This is a genomic window from Methylomonas subterranea (genome assembly GCF_024505185.1).
Taxonomy (GTDB): Bacteria; Pseudomonadota; Gammaproteobacteria; order Methylococcales; family Methylomonadaceae; genus Methylomonas; species Methylomonas subterranea.
The window spans coordinates 1-19,035 of the sequence record NZ_JANIBJ010000001.1 but is presented as its reverse complement, the minus strand read 5'-3'; the positions used below and the strand labels follow the sequence as shown (position 1 = coordinate 19,035).

The following is a 19,035-nucleotide window of genomic DNA, read 5'->3' as shown; positions in this document are numbered from 1 at the left end:
CGCAGAAATTATGGATTTTAATTTGTCCGCTATTCATAACCACGCCACTTCGGCAAACGATTTAGCCCGTGCAGTCCCACGGAAGGCAATGAATTTTATCAACCTCGGAAACAATCGCGTACTGAAAAACTGAATTAAATTTTATTTAACTCAATTGGGATAGCAGAGATTGAAAGATTAAATTTTCGAATCAACAGGAACACAATGAGATTCTCTATATTTGTAAGTAACCACGGCAAACTTGATGGGATAGAAGATTTAATCAGCATCATTAGCACTGTCATTATAAAACGTGGTCACGAGGTAACAGTTACAGAAACACTGGATCCTGATGCTATAACTCTGATTATTGATGAATTCACCGATGCCATATCCAACCGGGAAATAATAGAATTTAAACGACAAAACCCCAACTCCGGACTGGTATATGTATTGACTGAGTTTATCGAGCATCGCTTGTTTGTAACCTCATTCAACTTTTTTGGGGGAATTGTAGAGGCTTCGGTAATCGCGGCAATGAATGTTTATTTCAGGAATCACCGTGAAGATTTTCAATCGGCAACTATTCAACATTGGCTAGTAGCTATTTTTTACTCGCCGCTTTTAGTTGTTTATTTATTCGATCATTTTCTAAGAAACTTGATAAGGAACGAACGTTTACCGCTGATATCAAGATTGCATCGTACGGCATATATGCTCATGCGCTACTTGGGATTGGAAAAAATGATAGCCTGCGCCGACGCGGTCATTCTGAGTCACCAATCAATCGTTGATAATATTAACGGCATCATTGAAAACACTCCTGTATTGGGCACAATTCATCCTGAAATCAATTTTGCAGAAATCGAACGATCATTATTTTTAGATAAAAAGCTCTTTATAGAAATAACTGGCTCAATCACCCCATATCGTCTTAAATTTATTCGCAGAATAAACATAGATATTCTTTCGCTTGGTATAAAAAATAGGTTTAACCCATGTAAATCCATTCCCTTTTCAACTACCGCGGGTCAAAGTATTGCGCGAGGCGCTTATTCATTACATCCGCCTCAATTGAAAAATTGGAAATATTCTAGTCCAACTAGAATTTATCGCGCATTACAGCATGAACACAATATGCCGGTCTTAACAAAAGTATTTCATCAACATCCGATAGAAAAGCTTTGCCTGCAATTTATTGGCGAAAAATCTTTATATGAAATGTATCGGTACTTCAAATTTCCCAGCGAACTTATTGACTATCTTGGTCCATTAACAAAAGAATATATGCAGATAGCAAACATGGAAAACGACAGGATTTTACAAGCAATCATGATAAACTATAAAAATTTGAAAAAAAATGAATCGTGAATTAAAAATTGGAATCAACGTAAAACATTTTCTGGAGCTGCTATATCTGCTAGTCCAAAAAGACCTTAAAGTACGCTATAAAAGTAGTGTCCTTGGATATTTATGGGCACTGGCAAATCCCTTCGCGTTTGCCTTGGTTTATTACGTGGCGTTCAAGATTATTATGAGGGTGCAAATGCCCAATTACTCAGTCTTTCTATTAACTGGAATGTTTCCCTGGGTATGGTTTACAAATTCTCTGATACAAGCGTCGGCTAGCTTCAAAAATAACGTTTCATTGGTGAAAAAAGTCAATCTTGTGCGCGCTGTACTGCCCCTTGGTAGTGTTATTCATGAAATGGTGCACTTTTGCTTTGCTCTGCCGGTATTGTGCTGCTTCATATTTTTTACGGGTGGAATATTACACCTCTCCTGGCTTTGGCAATTACCGCTTATGGTTATGCTCCAACTCTCCATGGCTTACCCGCTAGCCCTAATATTGGCAGTGGCAAATGTTTACGTCCACGATGTGGAATATATAGTCGGCATAGGCCTTTCCTTGCTGTTTTTTCTGACGCCTATTGTTTATCCAGTGAGTATGATTCCCGACACGTATCGACACATATTTGAATGGAACCCGCTGGTTGCCTTGGTGGGCAGCTGGCGTAGCATTTTCCTGGAGGGGAATATCGATTTCAAGCTGATCAATCAGTGTATTACCATGGCGTTGATCATGTCCTTTTTGTCGATAGTCATTTATCGCGGGGGAGCTTGTAAACTCGGTGAATTGTTATGAGCAGCGCGGTGCAATGTGACGGTGTATGGAAACGCTATGGCAGGCAACCCCGAGGCATCAAAGAGTTATTAGTGGGCCGCCATAAGGCGGACGATAGCCGATATTCTCGCGAATGGGCGCTGCGGGATATTAATTTTGCAGTCGAGCGCGGTTCGGCATTCGGTATCGTCGGGCACAACGGCACGGGTAAGAGCACCTTACTCTCGTTGTTGCTGGGTACGATTCCGCCCGACAGGGGAAATATCAGGATGCATGGACGTGTAGCTTCGATGCTGGAACTCGGGGCCGGTTTTCACCCTGAACTGACAGGACGTGAAAATATTTTCTTGTACGGCTCCATCCTGGGGATGTCGCTTACTGAAATTCGAAACAATCTGGACAAAATAATTGGCTTTTCCGAACTGGACGGAGCGATTGATAACCAGATCCGTACCTATTCGAGCGGCATGATTGCCCGCCTTGGTTTTTCCACTATCGCCCATACTCCAGTCGATATTCTATTGATTGATGAAGTACTTGCGGTCGGGGACAGCCACTTCCAGGAAAAATGCGGACAATATTTGCAAGACTTCAAAGCGCGCCAAGGCACGCTGGTCATAGTGTCGCACGATATGGAGGCATTGGCCGAAATGTGTGATTCGGGGATTTGTTTGAATATGGGCCACGTTCTAGTGCAAGGTTCTATTTCCAATGTTCTTTCAGAATATGAAGCCGTTATGACGATGTCACGCCGAGAGCCCAAGCAAATCTGTAAAGAGTAACTCACAGTAGCGAAATAAAGCATTATGAAAATATCTATAACACTACCCTCGCTGTATCCGGACGCTCTCGCTCGAACATTAAAAAACATTCGTAATACTACAAGTGTAGATTATGAAATTATCGTAGTCTCTCCTTTTAAGGTTGATGAAACAGATGTAATATGGATCGAAGAGAAGGAAAGAAACGGCTCTGCATTTGCGCATGCAGTAGCTTCCTCGCGTGCTACCGGTAACTTTATTACAGCAACGTCGGATGATTGCGAATATCTACCCGGCTGGGATATTCAAGCAATAGCTAATTTTTCGGCGCGAAAACCTAAAGATGGAAGCATGTTTTGTTTGGGTCTTCATTTTGGACTTATTGGGACCGTTTATGGGATTTATTATTGTAACTTTCCATTTATGCGTCTCGAAGATGCTTTGAGCATAGGATATTTTGATGGTAGATTTAAAAAGGATTTTACCGACACTGATCTTAGTTTTAAAGTTTGGTCAAAAGGCGGGCGCTGTGAGTATAGTAAAAAAAAACTTATAAATATAACGAAAGCAGATATTCGCAAGGGCGGAGAAAACTGCCTTGATGAAGACTTAGATTTATTTGCGAAAAAATGGGGTGCTATATACGGCCAAGGTTTTAAAGCATCATCCATGAGATGCATCAATATAGATTTTGACCCGGATCACCACCCTGAATTTGTGCAAGACTATTCAGTATATAATAATGAAATAGAAGTTATTTCCAAGCTACACCGCATTAGCCCGCCTCATCTTGTTAAATCAATCAATAGCTTTAACATAGTAAGTTTCAAAGGTAAATTCTTAAATGTACCATTCAGTTTAGGCTCGATCGACTTGGACATGATTGACGCTCTTAATCATGATGAAATTACTGTTTTCGATACGCTTCAAAGTGCCAGCAAAGCTGTCGAGCAATACATTCCTTTACCTTGTCTGATAAAATCTATAAATCAAGTTAATATTGTCCTATATAACAGAAAGTATTATAATATACCATTTAGTTTAGGCTCGATAGACTTGCAGCATCATACACTAACTCATGCCGATCAAATATTGGTATTTGATTCGCTTGTTGATGCATGTTTCGCAGCATCGAAAATATAAATAAATCCATCGCCGTCGGCAGGCGGACCAAACTTAGGATAACGGCCCTTTAAACAGAAAAAATTTATCGACCTTCCATGAAAAATGCCCTGATTTCTTTGTTATTGCCTAGCCGTGGCCGCTTGCAACGCGCCAACGCCTTTTTACAAAGCGTTCTAGAAAATAGCGAGTATCCGGAATATTTGGAAGTTATTGCTTATCTGGACAATGATGATTTGACCAGCCACTCGTTGAAATGTCCCGGATTAGCAGTTAAACGCATTATAGGGCCTAGGGCGACCATGGGAGCGTACAATACGGCATGCTATGAAATGGCTCGTGGGGATATTATCATTCTCGCCAACGACGACATGCTTATTCGCACACATGGCTGGGATAGCATAATACGTCAATTACATGACAGTATTCCGGATCATATCTATCTGGCTTATGGAAACGATTTATTCAAGAAGGGAAATCTTTGCACATTCCCCATCCTTTCGCGAAAAACCTGCGAAGCCTTAAAAGATCCTTATCCAATTACATATAAAGGAGCATTCATCGATTATCATCTTATGGATATTTTTAAGCGATTAGAGGAATTGGGCTTTAAACGTATTCGCTATCTGCCTGAAGTTATATTCGAGCACATGCATTATCGAACCGGAAAAGCGCCCTTAGACGATACCTACCGACAGCGAAGAAGATTCGCTGATGACGGAGACTTTTTATCGCTTATCAGTGCGCGGGCACATGCCGCGAGAGCATTATATAAAGTGCTGCAAGGGGGAAAAGCACCGGCCACCATGAGTAATCTCGCCCAGAATTCAGTGCCGCATGGAATCGTGCAGACTGTTAGCTATATCACTCGCTTTATTCTTTTAGATAAAGGTTTGCCGTTGCGCTGGCGCTTATCTCTGTGGATTTGGTTTGCAGGCCGCCAGCTTGCTGCTCACGGACTTCTGAAACCGTTTATCTGACGTCGATCCAGCCCCGGGTTAACACCAAGGCCACTTCTGCTTTTTTTCGTTCGGCTCGCATCACAAATGATTCGTCGACATGGAGCACTATCCGGTAAACTTGCACCATCGCCTACCAGTCTAACCGGTGCGCCCCAATAGGCTGCCTGAAACGCGCCACACGACCCCAACGAAAAAAATTTTCCGTTCATGAATTCCGAGTCGCGCATAACAGCTAACGCTAGCCTATTTGCGCGCTTTAACAGTTGCACGATGTCCCTGGGACACCACCGCCATGGTTTTGAGCTCACCCCCACGGGCAAACACCCGCAAATTCCGGCCCGCACCACCTAACACTGATGCTGCGCATGGAGAGCTTCCGCCGCCACATGCCCCCTGCAAGCCCGGCAAAATCCTCAAGCCTATTTCCCCCATATCTGCTAATGTAATGGTTTCATAAGATTTTCATTATCCGCGCTCACGCCGCCCCCACCGGGACAGCTTTACCAAAAAGATGATTTTTTTGACTCGCATCCCCAGCATCCGGATTAACGATTGGTCGAGCTTCGCCGCGTTGACGCTGGCTTATGCTGTCTGCGCTCAAGCGCTGACAATGCTATCCAATGCCGATCAAGACAATACGCTGTTTTGGATGCCCAACGGTATCGCACTGGCACTGTTACTGCTCAAGCAAAGTCGAGTCTGGTTCGGCATTATCGCCGGCTCCTTGATATCAGGCCTGATACAGCATCTGCCGTGGAGCGCAACGGCAGTCATGGCCTGTGCCAACACCCTGGAAGTTTATGCTTCCGTTCGCTTGTTAAACCTGTACGGCAACTTCGACAGCCATCTTCAACGCACGGGAGACTTCATTGTCCTGCTTGCGGTCGCCGTCATAAGCGCTTGGGTCAGCGCACTACTGGGCAGTTTCGTGGCTTGGCATCTGCGGCTTTTGGACAGTGCCGCGCTGGCCGACAACGTTTTTCACTGGTGGCGGGCCAACATTCTGGGAATGGTGATCGGTACGCCTTGCCTGCTGGTCTGGCGGCGTTGGCCGCGAGGCTGGTTTAGCCTCGCCGGACGCGGACTGGAAGCGCATAGTTATATTTTGTTGTCCCTGATCGTGCCGGCCACGCTGTTTATGGATTTTCTATCCGAATTCTTCGGCGGCGTTTCACCGGAGTACTGGATGTTTCCGTTGCTTTTATGGGGCGCGTTTCGTTTCGGCCATCATGGCGTCTTGCTGCTGTTGCTGACGGTCTGCATCGTCGGCTATATCGGCATGAAGAGCGGGGCCGGTTATTTCGCAAAGTATCGCTACAGCGATGGGCAAAACCTATGGCTTTACCTGCTGATACTGGCGATTGTCGGCAACCTGATGGCCTTGATGTTGAACGCGCGTAGGCAAACCGAGGAAGCCTTGCGGCTGAAAACTCAGGAACTGGACGCTTATTTCAATAATGCCCTGGATTTATTCAGTATTGCCGACACGCGGGGTTACTTCCGCAAATTGAACGGCCGCTGGGAAGAGTTGTTGGGTTACGGCTTGGGTGAACTCACCGACAAGCCGTTTTTGGAGTTGGTGCATCCCGATGACATAGAGTCCACCAAGGCGGCCATGACCCGCCTTGCCGGCGCGGCAACGGTCAACAATTTCGTCAACCGCTATCGGCACAGCGACGGTTCCTGGCGCTGGATAGAATGGAATTCCTGCGCCCAGGGCGACTTGATCTACTCGGCCGCGCGCGACATCACCGAGCAAAAGGCCGCCGAAGACGAACTGCGGCTGGCGGCCCTGGTATATCAAAACAGCAGCGAATCCATGATGATCACCGACGAAAACAATTGCATCATCTCGGTCAATCGCGCCTTCACCGCCTGCACCGGTTATACGCCGGAGGAAGTGCTGGGCAAAAATCCCCGCATACTCAACTCCGGCCGCCAGCCGGCGGCGTTTTACAAAACCATGTGGCATGCCTTAAATACCAGCGGCCGCTGGCAGGGCGAAATACACAACAAACGTAAAAATGCCGAGATCTACGCAGAGTGGGTGGTCATCAATACGGTTTTCAATGCCGACGGCAAAGTGCACAGACGGGTCGCGCTGTTTTCCGATATTAGCGAAAAGAAAAAATCCGACGAATTGATCTGGTTTCACGCCAACTACGACCCATTGACCCAACTGCCCAATCGGCGCCTGTTTATCGACCGTCTGCAACAAGACCTGATCAAGGCCAGGCGCGACCAACAATCGCTAGGTCTGCTGTTTATCGATCTGGACCACTTCAAGGAAGTCAACGACGGCTTGGGACACAGCACCGGAGACGAACTGCTGAAACAGGTCGCCGGCCGTCTGACCGCCTGCGTCAGAAAATCCGATACGGTGGCCCGCCTGGGCGGGGATGAGTTCACCATTATCATCTCCGAGTTAAACGACAACGCTTATCTGGAAAAAATCTCGCAAAACATTCTGCTGGCCTTGAGCCAACCGTTTACATTGGGGACCAGCCAAGCTTATGTTTCCGCCAGCATAGGCATCACATTATCGCCCGCCGATGCCGAGCATTACGAGGATTTGATCCGTTTTGCCGATCAGGCCATGTATGCGGCAAAAAACAAGGGCCGCAACATGTATTGCTTTTTCACCCCGGCCATGCAACAGAAGGTGGAAACGCATATGCACATCGCCCAGGACCTGCACCAGGCGCTGGAAGATGAGCAGTTTATCGTGTATTACCAACCCATCGTCGACTTGGCAAGACGGGACAAGGTAGTCAAGGCCGAAGCCCTGATACGTTGGTTACACCCGTCCAGGGGCATGATCATGCCCCTGGACTTTATTTCGGTGGCGGAGGAAACCGGCATCATCAACGATATCGGCGACTGGATCTTCAAACAGGCCGCCCAACAAACCCGGCGCTGGCAACAAGACTACCTGACGGACTTCCAGATCGGCGTCAACAAATCCCCGGTACAATTTCATAGCCAGGACGGCCTGCACCGGCACTGGACCGATTATTTGCGCGGACTGCACATGCCGGCCGACAGCGTGGTGATCGAGATCACCGAGGGGCTGTTACTGGACGACAGCCACAATACGGCCAAAAAGTTGCTGCATTTCAAGGAATGCGGCATCCAGGTCGCCATAGACGATTTCGGCACCGGCTATTCCGCGCTGTCTTATCTGAAAAAATTCCATATCGAATTTTTGAAAATCGATCAATCCTTCACGCGAAATCTGGCTCCAGGCTCCAGCGACCTGGCTCTGTGCGAAGCCATTATCGTAATGGCGCACAAATTGGGCATCAAAGTAATTGCCGAAGGCATAGAAACCCGACAACAGCGCGATTTTCTGGCGCAAGCCGGCTGCGATTACGGGCAAGGCTACCTGTTCGCCAAGCCCATGCCGGCCGGCGATTTCGAGCAACTGCTGAAAGCTCAGCAATATACGGCAGACACCGATGAATGATTTTCCCCAATACCAAAATATTTCCGACGCGCTGGTGCAAGATCAAGCCCAGGAGTTACTCAAACTGCAGGCGGAAATTCTCGAACGGCTGGGAATTGCCGGCGAGTTCAAGGACACGGACACCGATTTTCATACCCAACGGGTCGGCCATTTCGCCGGCTGTTTGGCCAGGGAAGTCGGCTTCGGCGCCGACATCGTGCATGAAATCACCCTCACCGCGCAGTTACACGACATCGGCAAGGTGGGTGTACCCGATCATGTGCTGCTCAAGCCCGGCAAGTTGAATAGCGAGGAATGGAAAATCATGAAGCAACATACCATCCACGGGCACAATATTCTGAAGGGCTCCAGCAGCCGTTTGTTGAAATCCGCCGAGGTAATCGCCCTGACCCACCACGAACGCTGGGACGGCACGGGTTATCCGCATGGCTTGAAGGGGCAGGAAACCCATGTCTACGGGCGGATTACCGCCATTGCCGATGTGTACGACGCCCTAACCATGCATCGCCCGTATAAAGCGGCTTGGTCGCACAAACAGGCGGCGGCTTATATTGCCGATGGGGCCGGCAGTCAGTTCGACCCGGAATTGGTAAAGGCGTTTAGCAGCGTGCAGCATCAATTTGCCGCATTGTCGAAGCAATGGTGTGCCAGCTAAGGATTCCCTTCCTGACGATCATGAAGCCGGTGCATCGCCCCGGCAAATGAAAGGCAGTCTCGTAGGAGCGACGCATAGTCGCCGGCGGCTCCTGAACGGATTGTATGAGAGATCAAAGCCTGCCGACGATTTGCGGCCGGAAACAAAAATACAACAGCAAGACATGCTGCAGCTTGTGTATGACCCAAAAGGTCGCCAACAGCAAACCCAGGGACAATTCCGGCAACCAGGCTTCGGTAAAAGCGGGAGATAAAAAGCTATTGGCCAGCCCTACCCCAAGCAACATCACCAGGATGGGTAGCAGGTACAGCACGATGGAACTCAACAACACATGCGAGTCGTCTATGCCCACCCGCACCTGATCGCCGACTGTTAGCGCTTGATCGCTTTCCACCGCAAACTCCCGTTTCGGCAACCATTTGGACAAGCTAGCCGTGCCGCAGCTGCTTTGTTGCATGCAGCCTCCGCAAGCTCCGCCTTGCAGGCTTTTGATCCACACCTGACCGTCCTCGATGCGGGTGACAATGGCGGTTTCTTCAATCATGCTTTAATCCGACCTCGGCCTTGGGCGATTGCACAGCCAGAATTTGCAGCTGTTTTTCCTTGAACACGATCAGGCCGTCTGTTTCCTCCACCTTGACCGCTTGCAGGGCTTGACCCTCGCAGACCGGGCTGCGGCAGATTCCGCTGTCCGGCTCGAAAATAAAGCCATGCATCGAACAACGCAACCAGCGCCGTTCGGCGTCGAACACCGCATCTTCCTGACAATTCAGGGGCCGGTGCATGTGCATGCAATGGTTCACATACGCATACACTCGGCCCCGATACCGAATCACCAGCACATTGGCCCGCCGGGCGCGCGCCGTCTGGCTGTGCAGCACCACATCCACCGTCACGAAGCCGGTTTCGGTCAACACCTCGGCGGGCAGCGCCTGCATAAAAGCGAAATCAGGCCCAGCTGGATTCGATTTGTTTCAACCAGTCCTGTAGACGGTCTTCGCTCAGCTCTTTTTGGTTGTCTTCATCCAGCACCAAGCCGACAAACTCGTCGCCCATCGCTGCCTTGGATTTATTGTAATCGTAGCCGGCGGTAGACGTGGCACCGACGAAACTGGCGCCGCAATCGGCAAAGGCATCGTATAGCATGCCCAGCGCGTCGACGAAATTATCCGGATAACCGACCTGATCGCCCAAGCCGTACAAAGCTATGGTTTTACCGGAGAAATCCGCGCCGGCCAGCTGCGGCATGAACTCTTCCCAGCTTTCGGCCGAAGTACCGGCGGTCAGGCCGGGCAATTCGCCGTCGCCGTAGGTGGGGGTGCCGATGATCAATACATCGTAAGCCAGCAAATCGTCGACCGTGGCCTTGCTGATGTTGACGGGTTTGTCCGCCAATTCGTCACCCAGTTGTTTGTGTATGGTTTTGGCGACTTTGCGCGAATTACCGGTGTCTGTTCCAAAAAATATGCCTACTTTGGCCATGATCGTTTCTCCATTATTAATAAAATCAAAGTTGAATTTGCAGTAAACCGGCTTGCGGAGCGGGCTGTTGAGCCTGCCATTGTTCGGGGGTAAAGGTTTTCAAGGTCACCGCGTGCAGACGTCCGCTGGCCAGGGGTTCAGTCAAGGTGGCCATGACGCCCTGGTGCTGCTTGACCATGCTCAAATCGGCGAATTGCGCGCTGACCACCCTTATCGTCAAGTCGCAGCCCTGGCCTTCTATGGCGATTTGCGCATCGGGATAGGCGCCCAGAATCAAAGCCTCCACTTCGGAATGGCTGATGACATTACTTGCCGCCGCATCCTCGGCGGGTTTGACCGCGCTTTGCAGCAAGGGCAGCAAGCTGCCGTCGTTGTTCATGGCTTCGACGATATCGGCGCCGCCCACCAGCTCGCCCTTGACGAACAGCTGCGGAAAGGTCGGCCATTTCGATACCGACGGCAGCCGGTCGCGAATAAACGGCGCTCTCAGCACGTCGACATAGGCATAAGGTATCTTGGTGGCATTGAGGATATCCACGGTTTTGCCGGAAAACCCGCATTCAGGCGCGGTCGGCACCCCTTTCATATACAGGATGACCGGGTTATCGGCGATTTGTTTGAGGATGGTTTCTTTAGTACTCATGAGTATCTCTAGGTTAAGCGGCCATAATTCCTGGTATCGCTGGCACGGATGCGATTTAGGATTCCGTCCCTAATAACATCCCAGTTAATATCCCTCACCCTAACCCTCTCCCGAAGGGAGAGGGAACAGAGGGCGGATTTATTTTGGGCGGAACCTCAATGCCGGTATCCGCACCGGCAAGCGTATAAAGCTTACTCGCCCGCCGACAAACGCTGCAAATCCGCCCCTTCGCCGGCGCCGCGTTCCAAAACCTGAATCTCCGCCTCGCCCTTGATCACGTCCGCGTTGACGACGCAGCGTTCCACATTGCCGCGCGACGGAATGTCGAACATGGTTTTGCGCAACACATGCTCCATGATGCTGCGCAGACCGCGGGCGCCGGTATCGCGGGCGATGGCTTTTTCGGCGATTTCCACCAAGGCATCCTTGGTAAACTCCAGCTCGACATCGTCGTAGGCGAACAGCTTTTGGTATTGTTTGACCAGGGCATTTTTGGGTTCGGTCAATACCTGAATCAAGGCATCGACATCCAGGGGCTCCAAGGGCGCCAATACCGGGAAACGGCCGATGAATTCCGGAATCAAACCGAAGCGTTTCAAATCGTCCGGCTGGGTTGCGTTCAGCAAGGCTTCCAGCGAAGGCTTTTGACTGCTGTCGCTTACTTCCGCATGGAAGCCGATGGCGGTTTTCGGCGGCTGCAAGCGTTTTTCCACGTGTTTTTCCAGGCCGGGAAAAGCACCGCCGGAGATGAATAAAATGTTGCTGGTATCTATCATCAAGGTATCGCTGCTGCTTTCCTTGCGGCGGCCCTTGGCGGTGATTTTGACATGCGAGCCTTCCACCAATCGCAACAAGGCCTGTTGCACGCCTTCGCCGGACACATCGCGGGTGCCGAAAGCCTGTTCCGGGCTGCGGGCGATTTTGTCCACTTCGTCGATATAAACGATGCCCCATTCGGCCTTGCTGATATTGCCGTCGGCCACGTCCAGCAAGCGCACCAGGATATTTTCCACGTCGTCGCCGACATAACCGGCCTGGGTCAGCGTGGTGGCGTCGGCCACGGTAAACGGTACGCCGACGATTTTGGCCAGCGTGCTGGCCAGCAAGGTTTTGCCGGTACCGGAGGGGCCTATCAGCAAAATATTGGATTTGCCGATTTCCACGTTGGTATCTGCATCGCCCAAGCCGCCGGTTTTGACGCTTTCGTGCTTCAGACGCTTGTAATGATTGTAGACCGCTACCGAGAGGATTTCCTTGGCCAAATCCTGTCCGATCACATATTGGTCCAGCATGGCTTTGATTTCCACCGGCTTGGGCAGCGCGCCCTGCATTTCGGTGAGCTCTTTCTTCTTGCCCCAGCTGGATACCACCTGGCTGGCCAGCATGACGCAGGCTTCGCAAATAAAGCCCTCGGTGCCGGCTATCATGGGTACCGATGCCGAAGCTTCGATACCGCAAAAGGAACAGTGCTTGGATTCTTTGGCCATTTTATTCACCATTGGGTAGCAAAAGGGTACGCGCCGCGCACCTAGGATTTTACAGCCGGCAGGCTGGCCAACCAACTACGTTGGCATCTGCGCCGGGAACGTTCCTGCATGATTTGTTTGATCTTGGGCGTGGCATTTTTCAAGGACATGGTCTCGGCCCGAATAATTTTGCTGCATTGAATCAGGTGAAATCCGACTTCGGTTTCCACGATGGCGCTGATCTGATTTTCCTTCAGTTGAAACAAGGCCGCGTCCAGTTCCGGGTACAGCTTGCCTTGCACCACGGTTCCAAGTTCGCCGCCGTTCAGGGCCGTGGGGCACTCGGAATTCTTCAGGGCCAGATTGGCGAACTTGTGCGGCTTGCGCTTCAGGGTTTCGGCAATTTCCGTGATGCGCGCAAAGGCGTTCTCGCGGGTATTCTCCGGGTAATCCGGGTTGATGCTGATCAGGATATGCCGGGCTATACGCTGCTCGGGAATATGAAATTTTTCCGGATGCGAGTGGTAAAAAATCCCCACTTCCACCTCGTTGACCTTGGGTGCCCGCGCCGCTACTTTTTCCAACACGCTGTTGACCTTGCATTGCCGCGACAGCGCCGCCCTCAGGCTTTCCGTGGTCAAGCGGTTGGCCAGCAACGCCGCTTCAAAGGCATCATCATCGTCGAACCGTGCCCTGACCTCGGCGAAGGCATTGGCGACTTCCTGGTCGGAGACGATCACGCTGGCCGCTTCGTTGGAGTTCAACACCCGGGTTTCGATTTCGTATTCGTTTTTGGCCTGCCTTTGCGCCTGCGACAACTGTTGGTTCTCCAGCTCGGTGGGGGCTTTTTTGAACAGGCTTAACGAGGCCCGCAACAGGGTATAAGGTTCAATGGCAGCTTCGGACGTAGGGCTCATCATCAATCCTCCGGTTCTCTAAAGTTTTTCGGATCGGCCGGCTCCAGCACGCTTTCCGGCACTTGCAGCGTCCTGCCGGGAAAGCGAACGTGGTATTGCAGCGGCAAGGTTTCGCGCAACACTTTCAGCACTTCGCCTTCCGTGCCTTTTTCCACCAATACATTGCCCTGCACACCCAGGTCTATGCTGCAGACCACCAGATCGCGAAACTCGAAGCGGCTGGGATTCCAGGGCGCATCGGCCGGAATCAACTCCTCCAGCCGGCAACCCACCATGCGGCCCTGATCCAAAAAGTGCACGGTGTAAATCACCTGGTCCTGCAAAAAGGTGCCGACTTCGATGACGTTGCCGACACTGCCCCGGCGTATCAACAGGTCGCCCACTTCCTTGCCGGGGTAGGTACCGTCATTGCGCACGTTGCGAGTGATCCTGACCGCCTCGCCGTATTCGAAGCGGCCTTCGTCGAAGCGCTCTTCTCTCATGTCTTGATATCGCTGAGCGCGACGAACACGTTTTGCGGATCCGGCATGTTGAAGACCTTGAATACTTTTTCGGTCTGCGCGTTGGAGTCCACGAAGTCGGCATAGGCCCGCGCCAGCAGACTTTTGTAGACTTGCCGCTTGCTGTCCTCATCTTCCGGCAAGGACTCGCCGCCCTTATCCAGATAGTCGTGGAAGCGCTGCAAAATATGCAAACGGTTGACGTGGACTATGGTTTGATCGTATTCCAGCCCAAAGTACTGTAAGAAATCCTCGGCGGATTCCAGTTCTTCCATATCGTCTTCTAAACTCATAAAGCTACCTCGCGGCTATCAGGTGATCCAGATTGCCGCTATCGCCACCCAGAGCATACATCACCAACATAATCACCAGCATCAGGGATGCCTGGGCCAGAAAAGGATCGGATTTATGTTTAAGCATGATAATCACCTTTAAAATGAAGGATGGGCAAAACCCACCCGCGGAAACAAAAGCGGCGGTTATTACGCCGCCCTAAAACGGCCCTACTATGCCGGGGTCGCTGCTCAGCAAATAAATCACCAATATTGCAAACAGCACCGCCGGTACCAGCGTCGAATCCAGCTTTTCTCTCAACATCACAAATACCTCAAACATTGCTTCTCCCGAGAGCGACCGCTCTCCCCCGTGTCAGGCAACCGCTGCCTGTTGTCTTTGTAACACCAACTCCAAAAGTGCCTTGGCGCCGATGCGATCCCTGTCGTCCAACGCCACCAGTTTTTCGAAGATGCCGCGACTGAGCTCCAGATTCTCCATGCGCATGTTCAAAAATCCGATCGACTTCAGGGTAAACAGATACAGCCTGACCCGGGTCAGCCAATCCTTCGGCGCCTGAGTGATATGCGTTTCGTCCAGTTGCCGCCAATCGTCCGGAAACTCTATTTCCCGCCGGATCAGACTCAATGCGCGCTCGGAGATCAGTAAGGCTTCTTCCAGCCTGTGCTGGTAGTAATAAAACCGGTTTAGCGATACCAGCACGTTGATGGAATCGGGGGCGCGTAAAAAAGCTTGCAACAGCGGCAGTTCGGCTTCACCGCTGGCATATAATTCCGAGGCGTATTGGATCAACGTCTGTACTTCCGCGCTGTCTTCTTGCTCGAAATACAAGTCCTTGGCTTCAAATTCCAATAGATCCATTACTGTCCACCCGCCGCCTGTTTCAAAATAATTTTGTCGTCACCGTGGCAGACGCCTTCCGATTCGCAACTGTCGCAATTTTCGCTGTCCAGCGTGACGAATCGTTCCTGATTGGCTTCCAATTTATCCAGTCTTTCCACCAGGCAATTGATGGCTTTGCCGATCGGATCGGGCACCAGATGGTGGTCCAGATCGATACCGCGCGGATTTTGAATCTTGACGCCTTTTTGTTGAATGATGCGGCCGGGTATGCCTATTACCGTGCAGCAGGCCGGCACATCCTTGATCACCACCGAATTGGCTCCCACTCTGACGTTGTCGCCCAGCGTGATGGCGCCCAGAATCTTGGCGCCGGCACCCACCAATACGTTATCGCCCAGGGTGGGATGGCGCTTGGCCTTGTTCCAGGTGGTGCCGCCCAAGGTTACGCCGTGGTACAGCGTGACATCGTTGCCGATTTCCGAGGTTTCGCCTATCACCACGCAGGCGCCGTGATCGATAAAAAAGCGCTTGCCTATGGTGGCGCCGGGATGGATGTCGACATTGGTCAGCCAGCGGGCGAAAGCCGCCACCAGCCGGGCCGACAGTTTCCAGTCCGACAACCATAATCTATGGGTAAGCCGGTACAACAGCACCGCATGCACGCCCGGATAAGCCAGTAATACTTCCAACAGATTCCTGGCGGCCGGGTCGCGGGCGAATACGCACGCCACATCTTCGCGCCAGTCCTGCCATAAACCCGGCGCGGCGCTGGGCCGGGGCGGTGAAAAAAACATCATTTTGCCAAGCTCCAGGTGGTTTTGCCGGGTGCCGGTATGCCGGGAACCCGAAAGAAACTGCCTGGGTAACGGTCGTCCTGCGCGTCGAATGGCGGATGATTCGGTTGCACCGACTCCAGTTTGCCAACGGTCGGTACGGCTGGTTTTTGACGTTTACTGTTCATCGGACACCTCTTTTATAGGCTAAGTAAAAATTGGTTCAAATCAGCGCTTTGCGGTGCGCGCTTGTGAATACTGACGAATTGCCGGATCATCGGCAGCAGGCGGCCAGCCTGCCAGCGGTTGATGGCGATGCCCAGTTGTTGGTAGGCATGCATGACGCCCTGACTGCCGGAGTGCTTGCCGAGCACCAGTTGATGGCTGCGCCCGACCAACGCCGGGTCCACGCCTTGGTAATTGTTGGGGTCTTTCAGCAGGCCGTCGACATGTATGCCGGCCTCGTGACTGAAGACATCGCGGCCGATCAAGCTTTTGCGGCTGCCTATGGTGTCGCCGGACGCTGTTGCCACCTGTTGCGACAGCGCGGGAAAATCGCGCAGGTCCACGCCTGAATCCATGCCGTATAGTTGTTTCAAGCCCACCACCACTTCTTCCAACGCGGCATTGCCTGCCCGCTCGCCCAAACCGTTGACGGTAGTATTCAGGTGGGTGGCGCCGGCATAAGCGGCTGCCAGGGTGTTGGCGGTGGCCAGTCCCAGATCATCATGCGCATGCATTTCGATATCCATCTCGGTAACCGCGCGCAGTTGGCGAATAGCTTCATACACCCCGAACGGTTCCATGATGCCGACGGTATCGGCGAAACGGATGCGGATGGCTCCGGCCCGTTGGGCGGTTTCCGCCATTTGCGCCAGAAAACCACGGTCGGCCCGCGAGGCATCCTCGGCGCCGACGCAGACGTGCAGTCCGGCATCGACGGCGGCTTTCACGCAATAATCGATGGTTTCCAGCACCCAGGCCCGGCTTTGTTTCAGTTTGTGCTGTATGTGTTGATCGGAAGCGGAAATGGATAAATCCACCGTTCCCACGCCCAGACCCAGGCTATGCTTCAAATCGTCCTTGCGCATTCTGGACCACACCAACAAATTGCAAGGCAGCTTCATTGCCGCGATGGCCTTGATCTCTTCGCGTTCCTGGGCGCCCATGGCGGGAATACCGATCTCCAGTTCCGGTACGCCCAGCGCGGCCAGTTGCCCGGCAATGGCGATTTTTTCATCCAGGGAAAACACCACGCCAGCCGATTGTTCGCCATCGCGGAGCGTGGTGTCATCGATAATGATGTTGCGCGAGCGGAGTGTCATGGCTGAACCCTAAGTACCGTAACGTGGAAAACACTGTCGATAGCTATAAAGCAAAACGCTTGCCAACTGCTGGGAAGGCCGGAATTAGCGGGGGGTACGGACTAATTTGGTGCAATGTCTACACGATAATCCGAAACAGGCCAGGCAAATTGTCGCAAAACCTACAATCTGTCCGGCAACGCCTGTGTCGGCTTAATACCCAATCCGGGCCAGGGTTGATAACAGGCTTACGCGCGCGGGTCGCGCAGCCGCTTTCGACCCTAAACACTCCGTATTGCGGCGGCCGCCAAATATTTTGCCGGGCAACCGACATATTTTCTTAAATCCGGCGGCGGTAGCCGCGATAGCCGGCCTACAATCCGTTCCCGTTACCGTGAAATGACAATCAGGCCAATTTGCCAAACACCCGCAATGGGTTTATTTTCAGCTTCCGTAATACCCCAATATATAAGAGGATTAACGATGCTTTTAACCAACCACACCATGGTGGAGCAGCTAAAGTTGACGGAACGGCGCATCGAGCAGATCAAAAAACTGTTCGACCTGACTCAGACCGACGAAGAAAACATGCAAGCCGCCGAACCCTTCATCACCCGGAATCTCGACTGGATCGTCGAGGAGTTTTACGCCAAACAGCTGACCCATCTGGAAGTGGAAATCGTCATCGGCGACTCCGATACCCTGCAACGCCTGAAAAACAGCATGCGCGGCTATATCCAGGAGGTGTTTTCCGGCAAATTCGACGAACATTACGTGTCCGCCCGCCTGCGGGTCGGCAAGGTACACAAACGCATCGGTGTATCGCCGGCCCTGTATATGGCGGCGGTGCGTCTGCTATGGGACATTCTGTCGGATCAGTTCGAAAAAGATCATCTGGAAGGCAATTGCAGCCGCGAGGAAGTGGACAAACGGCAACGCTCCCTGACCAAGCTGTTGATGTTCGACGTGCAGTTCGTGTTCGAAACCTATACCGGCGCCCTGGTTGCCGAGGTGGAAAAAGCCAAGCTGGAATTGGAACACTACGCCCACGATCTGGCCGAGACCGTGGCCAAGCAAACCCGGGAACTGAAGGAATTTTCCTGCCAGGACGGCTTGACCCGCTTGCTGAACCACCGGGCCTTTTACGAACGCATGCGGGTGGAACTGGCCGGTTGCGCGCGGCGCAAGGAACCCCTGACCCTGATATATTTCGATCTGAACGGCTTCAAGGGCTTAAACGATATGCAAGGTCACGTGGCCGGCGATCAGATGCTGGTGATGATAGGCAAATGCATCCTGGCTAGTATCCGCGAAACCGACATCGCCTGCCGTTACGGCGGCGATGAATTCTGCATCATCATGCCCGGTGCCACCAACGGCCAGGCCAAGGACGTATGCGAGCGGCTGATTCAGTGTTTCATCGCCAGACAGGAAGGGGAAGACATCGCCTTCAGCATAGGCATTTGCCAGACCGGCCCGGACAAATTCCTATCGGCCGACGAGCTGGTAAACGCCGCCGACAAACGCATGTACACGGCCAAGAACGCTTCCCGCGACACCGCCGGCTTTTGGCTTTGCGACAGCCAGGAAACGCTGGGAAAATACGGCAGGCTTTAATCCGGACAGGGAGCGTCGTCCGCAATCGGGATGCGGGCATAAATGGCGTCCCGGAATTCGGATTGTTACGAATGGCGCGGCGATTACTTACCGGACATGACGCGGTGAATACGTCCATGTCGGCTA

22 protein-coding genes are annotated in these 19,035 nt (G+C 51.9%); 8 read left to right on the top strand and 14 right to left on the bottom strand.

The annotated features are described in order from the left end of the window. Positions 1-204 precede the first annotated feature (204 nt). From NP590_RS00110 to NP590_RS00080, 7 genes are all read left to right on the top strand, one after another. Positions 205-1,350, top strand: a complete 1,146-nt coding sequence (locus tag NP590_RS00110) for a hypothetical protein (RefSeq protein ID WP_256600089.1) — start codon at positions 205-207, stop codon at positions 1,348-1,350. Beyond that, entirely contained in the window at positions 1,340-2,125 is a 786-nt protein-coding gene (locus NP590_RS00105) for an ABC transporter permease (protein ID WP_256600088.1), read from the top strand. The genes NP590_RS00110 and NP590_RS00105 overlap by 11 nt, the downstream gene beginning before the upstream one ends. Next, the gene (locus NP590_RS00100) at positions 2,122-2,886 is read left to right on the top strand and encodes an ABC transporter ATP-binding protein (protein ID WP_256600087.1); all 765 of its coding nucleotides are present in this window, start codon (positions 2,122-2,124) and stop codon (positions 2,884-2,886) included. Before NP590_RS00105 ends, NP590_RS00100 begins: the two co-directional genes overlap by 4 nt. A 24-nt stretch (positions 2,887-2,910) precedes the next feature. Next, positions 2,911-4,008: a glycosyltransferase family 2 protein gene (locus NP590_RS00095; protein WP_256600086.1), complete on the top strand. Its 1,098-nt coding sequence runs from the start codon at positions 2,911-2,913 to the stop codon at positions 4,006-4,008. A 77-nt stretch (positions 4,009-4,085) separates the two neighbouring features. Then, the gene (locus tag NP590_RS00090; protein WP_256600085.1) at positions 4,086-4,967 is read left to right on the top strand and encodes a glycosyltransferase family 2 protein; all 882 of its coding nucleotides are present in this window, start codon (positions 4,086-4,088) and stop codon (positions 4,965-4,967) included. Positions 4,968-5,460: 493 nt separating this feature from the next. Beyond that, positions 5,461-8,415, top strand: a complete 2,955-nt coding sequence (locus NP590_RS00085; protein ID WP_256600084.1) for a bifunctional diguanylate cyclase/phosphodiesterase — start codon at positions 5,461-5,463, stop codon at positions 8,413-8,415. Further along, positions 8,408-9,070 (top strand): HD-GYP domain-containing protein, encoded by a 663-nt coding sequence (locus tag NP590_RS00080; RefSeq protein ID WP_256600083.1) that lies wholly within the window; start codon positions 8,408-8,410, stop codon positions 9,068-9,070. The genes NP590_RS00085 and NP590_RS00080 overlap by 8 nt, the downstream gene beginning before the upstream one ends. Positions 9,071-9,182: 112 nt before the next feature. Here NP590_RS00080 and NP590_RS00075 read toward each other — a convergent pair whose 3' ends face one another. The 14 genes from NP590_RS00075 to nifV all read right to left on the bottom strand — a co-directional run bounded on the left by NP590_RS00075 (position 9,183) and on the right by nifV (position 17,313). Beyond that, complete coding sequence (locus NP590_RS00075; protein ID WP_256600080.1) at positions 9,183-9,614, bottom strand: SoxR reducing system RseC family protein; 432 nt, start codon at positions 9,612-9,614, stop codon at positions 9,183-9,185. Then, complete coding sequence (locus NP590_RS00070) at positions 9,607-10,008, bottom strand: Rieske (2Fe-2S) protein (RefSeq protein ID WP_256600079.1); 402 nt, start codon at positions 10,006-10,008, stop codon at positions 9,607-9,609. The genes NP590_RS00075 and NP590_RS00070 overlap by 8 nt, the downstream gene beginning before the upstream one ends. 10 nt (positions 10,009-10,018) lie before the next feature. Then, positions 10,019-10,552, bottom strand: a complete 534-nt coding sequence (locus tag NP590_RS00065; protein WP_256600078.1) for a flavodoxin — start codon at positions 10,550-10,552, stop codon at positions 10,019-10,021. Positions 10,553-10,577: 25 nt separating this feature from the next. Beyond that, a complete protein-coding gene (gene grxD, locus NP590_RS00060; protein WP_256600076.1) occupies positions 10,578-11,195 on the bottom strand; it encodes a Grx4 family monothiol glutaredoxin in 618 nt (205 codons plus the stop codon). Positions 11,196-11,386: 191 nt separating this feature from the next. Further along, positions 11,387-12,682, bottom strand: a complete 1,296-nt coding sequence (gene clpX / locus NP590_RS00055; RefSeq protein WP_256600075.1) for an ATP-dependent Clp protease ATP-binding subunit ClpX — start codon at positions 12,680-12,682, stop codon at positions 11,387-11,389. A gap of 41 nt (positions 12,683-12,723) precedes the next feature. Next, positions 12,724-13,578 carry a nitrogen fixation protein NifM gene (gene nifM, locus NP590_RS00050; protein WP_371927198.1) on the bottom strand — a complete coding sequence of 285 codons (855 nt, stop codon included), beginning with the start codon at positions 13,576-13,578 and terminating at the stop codon, positions 12,724-12,726. Between the two features lie 2 nt (positions 13,579-13,580). After that, a complete protein-coding gene (locus tag NP590_RS00045) occupies positions 13,581-14,060 on the bottom strand; it encodes a nitrogen fixation protein NifZ (protein WP_256600073.1) in 480 nt (159 codons plus the stop codon). Then, a complete protein-coding gene (gene nifW, locus NP590_RS00040) occupies positions 14,057-14,371 on the bottom strand; it encodes a nitrogenase-stabilizing/protective protein NifW (protein ID WP_256600072.1) in 315 nt (104 codons plus the stop codon). The genes NP590_RS00045 and nifW overlap by 4 nt, the downstream gene beginning before the upstream one ends. Before the next feature lie 4 nt (positions 14,372-14,375). Further along, a complete protein-coding gene (locus tag NP590_RS00035) occupies positions 14,376-14,498 on the bottom strand; it encodes a hypothetical protein (protein WP_256600071.1) in 123 nt (40 codons plus the stop codon). 72 nt (positions 14,499-14,570) lie between these two features. Then, positions 14,571-14,693, bottom strand: a complete 123-nt coding sequence (locus tag NP590_RS00030; RefSeq protein ID WP_256600070.1) for a hypothetical protein — start codon at positions 14,691-14,693, stop codon at positions 14,571-14,573. Between the two features lie 33 nt (positions 14,694-14,726). Continuing rightward, a complete protein-coding gene (locus NP590_RS00025; RefSeq protein ID WP_256600069.1) occupies positions 14,727-15,233 on the bottom strand; it encodes a hypothetical protein in 507 nt (168 codons plus the stop codon). Then, a complete protein-coding gene (gene cysE / locus NP590_RS00020) occupies positions 15,233-16,012 on the bottom strand; it encodes a serine O-acetyltransferase (RefSeq protein ID WP_256600068.1) in 780 nt (259 codons plus the stop codon). Before cysE ends, NP590_RS00025 begins: the two co-directional genes overlap by 1 nt. After that, the gene (locus NP590_RS00015) at positions 16,009-16,176 is read right to left on the bottom strand and encodes a hypothetical protein (RefSeq protein WP_256600067.1); all 168 of its coding nucleotides are present in this window, start codon (positions 16,174-16,176) and stop codon (positions 16,009-16,011) included. The genes cysE and NP590_RS00015 overlap by 4 nt, the downstream gene beginning before the upstream one ends. 12 nt (positions 16,177-16,188) lie before the next feature. Then, positions 16,189-17,313 (bottom strand): homocitrate synthase, encoded by a 1,125-nt coding sequence (gene nifV, locus NP590_RS00010; protein ID WP_256600066.1) that lies wholly within the window; start codon positions 17,311-17,313, stop codon positions 16,189-16,191. A gap of 462 nt (positions 17,314-17,775) precedes the next feature. On the opposite strand from nifV, the gene NP590_RS00005 reads away from it, so the two are divergent. Continuing rightward, positions 17,776-18,909: a GGDEF domain-containing protein gene (locus NP590_RS00005; RefSeq protein WP_256600065.1), complete on the top strand. Its 1,134-nt coding sequence runs from the start codon at positions 17,776-17,778 to the stop codon at positions 18,907-18,909. Positions 18,910-19,035 lie beyond the last annotated feature (126 nt).

Excerpts from the sequence above, each read along its gene's own strand:
- NP590_RS00110 (WP_256600089.1), top strand. The coding sequence starts at position 205 with ATGAGATTCTCTATATTTGTAAGTAACCACGGCAAACTTGATGGGATA.
- clpX (WP_256600075.1), bottom strand. The coding sequence starts at position 12,682 with ATGGCCAAAGAATCCAAGCACTGTTCCTTTTGCGGTATCGAAGCTTCG.
- NP590_RS00080 (WP_256600083.1), top strand. The coding sequence starts at position 8,408 with ATGAATGATTTTCCCCAATACCAAAATATTTCCGACGCGCTGGTGCAA.
- grxD (WP_256600076.1), bottom strand. The coding sequence starts at position 11,195 with ATGAGTACTAAAGAAACCATCCTCAAACAAATCGCCGATAACCCGGTC.
- NP590_RS00095 (WP_256600086.1), top strand. The coding sequence starts at position 2,911 with ATGAAAATATCTATAACACTACCCTCGCTGTATCCGGACGCTCTCGCT.
- NP590_RS00070 (WP_256600079.1), bottom strand. The coding sequence starts at position 10,008 with ATGCAGGCGCTGCCCGCCGAGGTGTTGACCGAAACCGGCTTCGTGACG.
- NP590_RS00035 (WP_256600071.1), bottom strand. The coding sequence starts at position 14,498 with ATGCTTAAACATAAATCCGATCCTTTTCTGGCCCAGGCATCCCTGATG.
- cysE (WP_256600068.1), bottom strand. The coding sequence starts at position 16,012 with ATGATGTTTTTTTCACCGCCCCGGCCCAGCGCCGCGCCGGGTTTATGG.
- nifV (WP_256600066.1), bottom strand. The coding sequence starts at position 17,313 with ATGACACTCCGCTCGCGCAACATCATTATCGATGACACCACGCTCCGC.
- NP590_RS00030 (WP_256600070.1), bottom strand. The coding sequence starts at position 14,693 with ATGTTTGAGGTATTTGTGATGTTGAGAGAAAAGCTGGATTCGACGCTG.
- NP590_RS00085 (WP_256600084.1), top strand. The coding sequence starts at position 5,461 with ATGATTTTTTTGACTCGCATCCCCAGCATCCGGATTAACGATTGGTCG.
- NP590_RS00025 (WP_256600069.1), bottom strand. The coding sequence starts at position 15,233 with ATGGATCTATTGGAATTTGAAGCCAAGGACTTGTATTTCGAGCAAGAA.
- NP590_RS00075 (WP_256600080.1), bottom strand. The coding sequence starts at position 9,614 with ATGATTGAAGAAACCGCCATTGTCACCCGCATCGAGGACGGTCAGGTG.
- NP590_RS00065 (WP_256600078.1), bottom strand. The coding sequence starts at position 10,552 with ATGGCCAAAGTAGGCATATTTTTTGGAACAGACACCGGTAATTCGCGC.
- nifW (WP_256600072.1), bottom strand. The coding sequence starts at position 14,371 with ATGAGTTTAGAAGACGATATGGAAGAACTGGAATCCGCCGAGGATTTC.
- NP590_RS00015 (WP_256600067.1), bottom strand. The coding sequence starts at position 16,176 with ATGAACAGTAAACGTCAAAAACCAGCCGTACCGACCGTTGGCAAACTG.
- NP590_RS00100 (WP_256600087.1), top strand. The coding sequence starts at position 2,122 with ATGAGCAGCGCGGTGCAATGTGACGGTGTATGGAAACGCTATGGCAGG.
- NP590_RS00045 (WP_256600073.1), bottom strand. The coding sequence starts at position 14,060 with ATGAGAGAAGAGCGCTTCGACGAAGGCCGCTTCGAATACGGCGAGGCG.
- NP590_RS00105 (WP_256600088.1), top strand. The coding sequence starts at position 1,340 with ATGAATCGTGAATTAAAAATTGGAATCAACGTAAAACATTTTCTGGAG.
- nifM (WP_371927198.1), bottom strand. The coding sequence starts at position 13,578 with ATGAGCCCTACGTCCGAAGCTGCCATTGAACCTTATACCCTGTTGCGG.
- NP590_RS00090 (WP_256600085.1), top strand. The coding sequence starts at position 4,086 with ATGAAAAATGCCCTGATTTCTTTGTTATTGCCTAGCCGTGGCCGCTTG.
- NP590_RS00005 (WP_256600065.1), top strand. The coding sequence starts at position 17,776 with ATGCTTTTAACCAACCACACCATGGTGGAGCAGCTAAAGTTGACGGAA.